4 protein-coding genes are annotated in these 9,408 nt (G+C 65.8%); all 4 read right to left on the bottom strand.

Annotated elements, in window-relative coordinates; translation table 11 throughout:
* Positions 1–5 precede the first annotated feature (5 nt).
* A complete protein-coding gene (locus tag O2L52_RS19615; protein ID WP_270117630.1) occupies positions 6–2,846 on the bottom strand; it encodes a DEAD/DEAH box helicase in 2,841 nt (946 codons plus the stop codon).
* A complete protein-coding gene (locus tag O2L52_RS19620) occupies positions 2,843–3,799 on the bottom strand; it encodes a serine/threonine-protein kinase (protein WP_270117631.1) in 957 nt (318 codons plus the stop codon). Before O2L52_RS19620 ends, O2L52_RS19615 begins: the two co-directional genes overlap by 4 nt.
* Before the next feature lie 45 nt (positions 3,800–3,844).
* Positions 3,845–5,701, bottom strand: coding sequence for a DUF262 domain-containing protein (locus tag O2L52_RS19625; protein ID WP_270117632.1), 1,857 nt, complete (start codon positions 5,699–5,701; stop codon positions 3,845–3,847).
* Positions 5,702–5,921: 220 nt separating this feature from the next.
* Positions 5,922–9,275 (bottom strand): DUF4132 domain-containing protein, encoded by a 3,354-nt coding sequence (locus O2L52_RS19630; RefSeq protein WP_270117634.1) that lies wholly within the window; start codon positions 9,273–9,275, stop codon positions 5,922–5,924.
* Positions 9,276–9,408 lie beyond the last annotated feature (133 nt).

Raw genomic sequence — 9,408 nt, forward strand, 5'->3', positions numbered from 1 at the left:
GCGGGCTATGCGTTGGGCAGGGAGGCGGCGGGCAGGATTGCGGCGACCACGCGCAGCAGCGGGTCGCCCTTGACGTCGAGCGCTTGCAGCGTGCCGCGCTGGGCCTTGGCAGTGTCGCGGGCCTTGGCCTGCTCCTGCTCGCGACGCGCGATCAGCGCTTCGAGTCCGGCGAGGACGTCCGTCTCCCATTGCCGCACTTTGCTCTTGCCCTTCTCGATCTCGTCTGCGAGGGTGGTGCGCCACTCGTCCCGGGCGTTGTCGAGGTGAACACGGGCGACCTCGAGCGCTTCGCGCAGACCGGCTTGGAGCAGGTCCAGCTTCCTGGGGTCGGTGGCGCCCGGGCGGTTCTGGAGGCGTTCGTTGACGCCGTGGGTGTGGAGCATTTCCACCAGGTCGTGGACTTCCAGGTGGCCCTCTTCGTGCTGGGTGACTGCCATCCACTCGACGACCGCGGACTGGCCGAGCCCGTTGGTGTAGATGCCCTCGATGCACCAGACCGGGCCGGGCACGTCGGCGTAGATGATCGGAGCGCTGTCGCGGCCCATCGCGAGGATGGCCCGGTCGGTGAGCCATTCGACCACAGGGTGGAGGTCGGAGAGGTACGAGAGGTCGGGCCAGGCGGTCGTGCCTTGGTCGCGGGCGCGGTCGAGGCTAGCTTGGGCGCGCTTCTTGTTGTCGGTCAAGAACATCCGCCGAGTGAGGTCCTGGTCTTTGACGTACCGGGGCGGGAGGATGCGGGTGATGCGCTGGAGCAGGTCCTCGGGCAGTTCGGTGAGGATCAGGTCGCCGTCCTCGGTGAGCTCGACCTCGAGCTGCTTCCGGATGACCGGATTGGCAAGGGCTGCTTTGACGAACGCGGCGGTGTCATCGAAGAGGCCGGGCGGGGTGGCCTTGAGCGGCGGCGGGGTCTGGGCGACCGGGTTGAAGTCGGCGAGCAGGCGCTGGCCGAGGCCGAACGCTGGTGCTGCAGGGGTATCGACGGCCGTCTCGGGGTCCTTCTGCTCGGTGAAGATGTCGCGGACGAGGCGGTCCTCTTCGACTCCGGCGTTGTTGTGGCCGAGTTCGGCCTCGACCGATCCAAGGGTGTTGACTGCGGCAGCTTCCTTGCGCACCAGGGCTTGTGCGACTCGCGATTCGTCCCAGGCCGGGGCGTTCGCGGATCGGAGCATGAACGCGGCGAACTCCGGGGACCGCTTCTGGCCGTAGCGGTCGATGCGGCCGTTGCGCTGCTCGATCCGGATGAGGCTCCACGGCAGGTCCCAGTGGACGAGCTGGTGGCATTGACGGTGGAGGTTGACGCCTTCGGAGGCGATGTCGCCGGTGATGAGGACGCGCAGGTTCGAGCCGCCGAGCCCGAAGTCCTCGATGATCGTGGTGGCCTCTTTGTCGGGGGTGGTGCCGCGCAGAGTGCGGACCTGGCCGGTGTTCGCGTCCTTCGAGAGGCCCTTGTCCATGCCGAAGGCGGTTTGAATCTCGGTCTTGAGCCAGTCGAGGGTCTGGTGGCGCTCGGAGAAGATGACCACGCGTTCGTCAGAGTTCTTGTCGATGCCGATGGTGCGCAGGTATTCAATGAGGGCCGCGAGCTTCGCGGGTTCGGCGATCTTCGCGTTCAGGTCCGCGAGGCGCTGCAGGGCCTCGGTCTCTCCGGGCCGGGACTGCTTTTGGCGCTGTTCGATGGTGTGCGCCAGGGCGTCCGGGGAGGAGAAGAAGGATTTGAGGAGCGTGTAGGCGAAGAGGTGGCTGTCGGCTTTTCGGATCTGTTCGGGCCGCATCCAGGAGGCTTCGAGTTCAGCGAACACGGCTTCTTCGGCGTCGGTGGCCGCGGCTTCGATGCCACGGGCGGCGCCGCGTTCGGCCCATTGGATGCCTTCTCGGCGTGAGAGGCCTTGCTTGACTTCGGGGTCCACTTTGGTGCGGCGGATGATGAGATCGGCGACGTCGTCGGGGTCGTAGTTGTCGCGGTCGACGATGCGGGTGGGGTCGAGCATGTCGATGAGCTCGGCAAAGTCGCGGTCCTTCCCGGGGTGCGGGGTGGCCGAGGCGAAGATGAGCGCTTCAGTGGTGGTCGCGACGAGGCGGGCGAGGCGGCGACGGAGGTTGCGTCCGCCTGAGCCGCCGATGAGGTTGTGGGATTCGTCGAAGACGACGGCGTCCCAGGAGACCTTCTGGAGGTGGCGCTCCCAGCGTTCGCTCTTGAGGGTGTCGACGGAGATGATGATTCGCTGGTGGAACTCGAAGGGGTTGCGGCCGGCGGGGAGCTGCTGCTGAACCCGGGCGATGCCGTCGGAGTCCATGCGCAGCAATGGGATCGAGAAGCGCGTCCAGAGTTCGCGCTGGAACTGGTCGAGGATCTGCTGCGGGACGACGACGAGGATGCGGTCCCCGCGGCCGCGGCGGATGAGCTCGGCGAGAAGCAGACCGATCTCGAGCGTTTTGCCGAGGCCGACGACATCGGCGATGAGCAGGCGCGGGCGCAGGTTCGACAGGGCCATCTGCGCGGGGCGCTGCTGGTAGTCGAGCGGGTCGAGCAGGAAGCGGTCGGTGAGCGCGAGGCCTTGTTCGGAGCGGGGCAGGGCGGCGCGGCGCATCACGGCTTCGAGGTAGAGGCGGGCGTTCGTGTAGTGCGAGGAGTCGTCGTCGGTGAAGTGTGTGTCTTCGGGGCGCAGGACCGTGACGGGGTCGAGTTCAGTGAGGAACACGGCGCGTTCGTCCTGGACGAGGGCGCTCGCGCCGGTGCAGGTGAGGGCGAGGCCGTCGTGCTCGGTCTCCTCGACGTTGGTGACCAGCCAGTCTTCGTCACGAACCCGCACATGGGAACCGGCGGCGAATGTCTGGTGAGTGCTCACACGAGGTCCTTGGTCTTGGAGTAGGCGGCGCGAAGGTGCGCGGCGGCGGCTTTCGCGTTCGGCACGGACGGGGCTACCCGCCTTGCGCCACTTCTCTCACGCTTAGCCCCGCTGGAAAGTTCCGCTTCCATGTCGGCCACTGAATGTCCGAGGGTCCGGCCTTCCCCGGCCAGGGCGGCGAAGCGCTTCGCGCAGGCGGCGGCTTTGGGTCGTTCCGTGGGGTCCTGGGCGAGCATGGCGCGCAGGAGCTCGGTGAGCGGTTCGCCGAGGCCGTCGAGGCGGAAGAACTTGCCGGCTTCGCTGGGCAAGACGCCGGTTCCCGCGTATACGAGGATCGCACCGAGGCTGTAGATGTCGGCGCGGTAGAAGTCGGAGCGGTCGCCCTGGGCGTACTCGGGGGCCATCCACTGCTCGGTGCCGACGACGATGCGAGTCGCGGTGCGGTCGTCGGTGGCGGGGGCCGCCGTGTCGATGGCGAGGCCGAAATCGATGATGACCGGGTCCCCGGTCTCGCGGATCATGATGTTGACCGGCTTCAGGTCGCGGTGGGCGATCTTCGCGCGGTGGAGGGCGGCGAGGCCGTCGGCGAGGCGCATACCCACGGTGGCCACGACCCGTTCGGAGAGGACCCCTTTGCGTTCGACGCGCTGGCGCAGGTTCATCCCCGGGAGGTACTCCATGGCGATCCACGGTGTGGCCGCTTCGAGGTCGGCGTCGTAGTACTTGGCGACGGCATCCCCGAAGTCGCCGCTGAGGACCGCGACCTCGCGGTCGAAGCGCCACCGCTCGATGTCGTCGGTCTTCAGCACCTTCACGGCCACCTGCGTGCCGTCCTGGTCCTGGCCCAGGTAGACGCGGCCCATGGCGCCGGCACCGAGCGCGCGCAGGAGGGTGTACCGGCCGAGCACGGGTGGCAGGCCCGCGGGGAGGCTTTCGCCGAGGTCATCGGGCATGGACGGTGCCTCTTTCGTTTGCGCGTGTCCTAGAGCTTAGTCAAACTACGGGGCAGACGCAGCGCTCAGCAGGTCGTCGGGGTTCCAGATCCGCTTGGCGATCTCGCGATAGAGGGCGCCCCGCTTGACCACATCGGTGGCTTTGAAACTCGCGTGCGCACGGAACGGCAGGTTGCTGTTCTTGATGAAGGACACGAATCCGGGGTTCTTCTCGTAGCTGAGCGAGTTGAGGCTGGCCGCGAGCAGGTTCTGACCGTAGTAGTGCGGGAGCTTCTCCTCATAGGTGTCGTCGCCGAAGCTGGCGTTGAACTTCTTGGGAAGGAGCAGGAAGTCGCCGATCCGATTCCGGTGCCTGGCGAAGTCCGCCGCGTGCCTGAACTCGCCGGTATGGCGTTCGGGGCGGTTCGCCCAAATGTGCTCGACTTCGTAGTGCACGCCTTCGTCGCCGACGAGCTCGGCGTAGTTCGAGGCGCCTCCGGACTCGACCGTGACGTAATCGGTGATCCGCGCCAGGATCCGATGCAGCGCTTTTCGGTTCTGTTGGTGGACGAGCAGATCGTTGGTGCTGTCGAAGGAATCTTGGTCTTTGAAGTAGTCGTGCAACGCCTCCGCCAACGGCTTCGGATCGAGCCCGCGGATATCGCGCATGACGTTGAACATGGCGTACTGCATGGTCGAGTAGACGGTCGAGCGGGAGTTCCAGATGCGTCTGGCGAGCAGGATCCCGACGAACCGGCCGACGATCTCAAGTTTGCGATCGACCGTCGCCTCATCGTCCTCGACCCGCAGGGGCGCGAGCAGCAACTGGTCTTGGAGGGTGAAACCAAGGTCGGCGTTGTAGCGGATGAACCGCAGCGGGCTGGTCGGGTCGAACTGATCGCCTGATGCGGCGTTGAGGATGCGCTCGTACTGGCGGCTGTAGAAGTCGAGGTCCTTGACCACGAATCGGTGGTAGTCCCCGCGAGTCCGCAAACCGACGTGTTCGTGCGCGCCGCGGAGCCATCGGTGGAACTCGGTGCCGATCCGATCCCAGTTCTCGGGGCGGGCGCCCTTCTTGCGTTCGCGGATCTTCGTCGAGTACTGGCTGCGCAGCCAGGTCTTGAGGAAGTCCGCAGCGGCGTCGTCGGTGCGGTCGGCGAGTGCCCGGAGGCGCTTGCGCCACAGTTCGTTCGCCTGAATGCGCGGTTCACCCTCGTCCATGTTCGCGAGGAGGTAGCCCTTGAGCATGTCGGCGGGGGTGAGTTTGAGGCCGCGGTCGTTCATGGTCTCGAAGATCGCGTAGGCGTCGTCGTCGGTGTAGGCGGTGATCTGGACGAGCTGCACCCGGTCTACCAGCCAGTCGACGAAGAACGGCAGCGCTTCATCCTTCAAATCGCCGGGGAACAAGCCCTCCAGCTCGTCGTACCGCGCAGCGAGAATGCGCACCGACTCACTGGAGCCTTCCAGAGGCATGTACCTGCCGTGTTCGAGCAGCGCATTCATGCAGTCGTTGCGTTCGGGGACATCGAGGTTGAACGATTTCTCGCCGAACTTGACCGAGCAGATCAGCTGCTCCACCGGAACGGCGTCGAGCCGCCCCGATTGGAGGCGATGCAGATAGGTGAGCAGGAGAACGAGGCTCGTGAGGCGCTGCTGGCCGTCGACGATGAACGGCTGCCCGTCTTTGCGCGAGACGATGATCGAACCGAGGAAGTAGCCCGGGTACCGGCCGACTTCCTTGCGGTCGTGATCGGTCTCGTAGATCTCGAGAAACTTGGTCGTGAGGTCGGTGACCAGTTCGGCGAGCTGCTTGGCTTCCCATCTGAATTCACGCTGGTAGTAGTCGATGGCGTATTTCTGGTTCGCCAGCACTTCTCCGATGGTCTTCGCGGTGCCGTCGATGGTGCGGTTGACGTCGCTCATAAGGAACTTTCTTCAGGGGTGGTTTGGGACGCAAGGGTATCGCGAACTCAATTCACACGGTGAACACATGATGACAGGGTGTCTGAGTCCTGACTCAGCCGCCCTCGCCTTATGGCAAGCGCAGGTTCGAACCAGCGATCGGCCCGCGTAGGAATGGCGAACGGCCCGGATCCGCAGACCCGGGCCGTTGTACGTCAAAAGCATTGCATTCGGGAAGTTGTCATTCCTCAGCCGTCAGGCGGTCGAGGGCGGCGAGAACTTCGGAGGCGATCACCGGGTCGATGCGGGTGGGGTGGCCGGTGCTGTGACCTCGGTAGTAGTCGTCCAGGCGGTGGGTCAGGAAGACCCTTTCGAGACACTGGTCGTCGGTATCCGCGCCCAGGCCGATTTGAAGGCCGGGGCTGAGCTCGACGGCAACGTAGCCACCTTCGGGGAGCGGAAAATGGAAGCCGAACTCGATGCCGTTGTCCTGGGGCTTGCCCCGGACCCAACCGTGCTTGGTGAGGCCGAGGATGGCGCCTGGCGGGACCACGGCGTTCTCGAAGCGGAGCAGACGGCCGGTCTCGAGTTCTGCTTCAGTGAAAGCCATGACAGGTCGGCCGAGCTGTTCGAAGGGTTGCAGGATTTCATAATCGGCCAGGAGGCGCGCCCATGCGCCCTGTTCCTCAGCGGTCATGTCGATTGGATGAGCCAGACGAATCACGGCGTCGCCCGGCAGCGAAACCGAGTCATCCTCGGCGTCAGTGAAGGTGTTGTCCTCTGCGATCCGGAAGCTCAATCGTTGGTCGGGAGCATGGGCGAGCCAGATCATGCGCCGAGTCAGGTACCGCATGAGCGGGTGGCCGTGCATGTACTCCTCGAACTCATCGCGTTCCCAGGTGCGGGCGTTGATCATTGCGGCTTCGAGGCGGCGGACCTGGTCGACCGAGACGGTGCGCAGTTCTTTCTTCAGCGCGGCGAATCGCTGATATGCGGCACCCGCAAGCTCGGGGTCGTCCTTCGCGCCGGGCTTGGGCAGGACTTTCCTCGGCTTGCCTGCCTCGTCGGTGACATAAGGCCGCAATTGCTCGTCGAACACGACTTTGAATTTCCGCGGCCCGTAGTCGAGGACGAGGACGCCGTCATTCCCAAGCCCGAAGTCCGGCAGGAGCCGGTCGGCGAGTTGTTCGCCCGTGAGCCCGAGACTCTTTGCGATGACCTGCATTTGCTGAGCCGCCTCGGCTTTGATGGCCTTGAACTTGGCTCGCTGCGAAATGTGCAGCATGGCGCGGAGAGCAGTTTCAGAACCGATGGCGCCGAGGACCCGCAATCCCGCAACCGCCCGATGGTGCTGGTTCTGGCCCGGCCATGCCTTGATCATCGGGGTGAGGCGTGCAACGGTGACGTCGTCGCCGAAGAACCGCAGCGCCGCAAGTGCCCAGCGGTCGGCTGACGGAGCCCCACTTGCCAGCCACTGCTCGAACACCGCCCATGAGAACTCCTGCAGCGAGTCGTGGTCGCAGGTCTCGGTGAGCTCCGCCAGTCGCGGGTCGTCCTTGATGTCGACTGCGATCGCCATGACCACGGCGACGTGCCGCATCGAGGACTCGGGCAGCGCGGAATCGCGGTTGTGAAGGAGGACCTGCGGCAGCCGTGTCGGATCGAACCAGTCGCCCGGATTCGGAATGCGGTCGGGCAGTGTGCCGGCTGCTGCCGTTTCCAGGAGTGCCTCGACACCGGCACGGGCGGCATGGCCGTAAACCTCGGCAGCATCGAGAATCGTGTCGGGGCCGTGGATCTCGGCGATCCGCAGGAGTGCAACGGCTGCGGAAGATCGGTCGGTCTTCGAGGTTCCGAGTGCGTTCGGGACCAGCAGTTCGGCGGCGGCAGCACCGTGCCGGTCCAGCCAGGCGGCACCGTGTTCCTTGACCGACTTCAGATTGGCGTACCAGTGCGCGGCGAGCCGGGCCGCCTCCGCGGACCGGATCGGACCTAGAAGGGCGCCGAGCCTAGGCTTGACGGCGAGGAATTTGAGCAGGTGGTCGGCGACCGCTACCCCGTACCGGGCGAGCAGTCCCCGCGCGAGGATGGTGGCACGGACGTCACTGCTCAAGCCGCCGAAATCACCGCTCCAAGTCTCGAGACGTGCGTCGGCGATCGAAGCGGGAGCGTATACGAGAAGCTCGCACCAGGCATCACCGTTCCTTCCGAGGCGCCGATCCCAGTCCTCGATATAGCCGAGCCGGATTTCTTCGGTGCTCTCCCAGTAGCGTTCTCGCTCGCCCTCGGACCAGATCACCGTCTCCTCATCGTCTGGTTCGAGGCCGGGCACCACGATTGGCTTGCGCTTGGGTCGCTTCACCGTCCATGGCGGGCGGACCAGGAGCTCGGGGAGGTTCGCTTCGGCTGCATCTGGAACCGGACGCAACTGCGACACGAGCCAGGTGACCGAGGTGCGATCGGTTTCGGCCAGCGCCTCTTGGGCTCGGGCGTCGACGCGCAATGCCAGCGATGCCAGGAGGGGGAGGTGCGCTGGCTGCGCCTGTGAAGCGTGTCGGGCGAGAGCGCGCAGCATCCGGAGGGGGAACCGCGCCGCAGCGGTAACGGCCGCGTCGAATACGAACCTTTCGGCGATGTGCTCGACCAGGTACGTGGTGGCCTCGTCGTGAGGGAGGAGTGCGATGGCCTGCACCCGTTCCCGGGTCTGCTCGGGTTCGAGCAGGTGTCGAGTCGGGGCGGTGAGCAGCGGCAGTGCCTGAGCGCCGAGGCCGTCGAGGAGTGGTGGGATCAGGCCCGCGTGCTGTGCGTACGCTTCGATGGTTCGCACTCGCATGGCTGCGAGCTGGTCAAGCGATGTCACTGAGTGAGCCAGTCGCGAGGTGAGGAGCTCCGTCCACGCTTCTTTGGCAACTTCCTCGGCAGCCTCATCCACCCAGTCCGTTCGGTCGGGAAAGAGCAAGGCGGCCAGGTACTTGCGGGCAGGGGTGTCTCGAAGCCGCTCCACTGCCGCCTCGGCCGCCGCGTACTCCTCATCCGGCACATCAGCGAGCAGGCCTCGCAACAAATGGAAATCGTTTTTGAGGAAGAGGACACCGCTCATGGAGGAGAGCGGGCGCTCGTGGATCCGCCGCATCTCGTACTCGACGAGCGAACCGAAGGTCGGGATGCTCGTCCCCCTTGCGCTTTCGAGGGACAGCACGGCGACGGCGGCACCGATCGCGAACGGCAGGCCGTGCTCCTCGATCCAGGCATCGAACACCGGACGCACTTTCGAGTTGCGGTGATGCGGACTCTCAATGGCCGCCATGACCGCAACGAGTCCCGCTCCTAGGACGTTGGGCTTCCCGTCCAGGTATTCGGCCGCGTCGTGGTTCGTCGCGGCGGCGATCGCCGTGCGCAGTGCGGGATCGTGAGCGGCGAGGTATTTCCGCCAGAGGGCCGATGCATCGCCATCGGCCTCGAAAACCTCTCCCGGACGCACACCGCGCCGGGGCAGCAGCTCTGCACGCCATTCGTCGGGCATGAGGAGCAGGGATTCGTCGGGCAAGGGGTGTTCTGTATTCACATCCGTAACGTTAGCGATCAGGTACGACACCGGTTAGGGACCTGAACGCCTCCATCAAGACGACTCGGAGCCGGCTGCGAACAGCGGGGTGGGGGGGGGGGGGGGGGGGGGGGGCCCCCCGCCCCCGGGCGCGGGGGGGGGGGGGGGGGGGGGGGGGTGGGGG

The organism is Glycomyces algeriensis, from assembly GCF_027622855.1.
Taxonomy (GTDB): domain Bacteria; phylum Actinomycetota; class Actinomycetes; order Mycobacteriales; family Micromonosporaceae; genus Glycomyces; species Glycomyces algeriensis.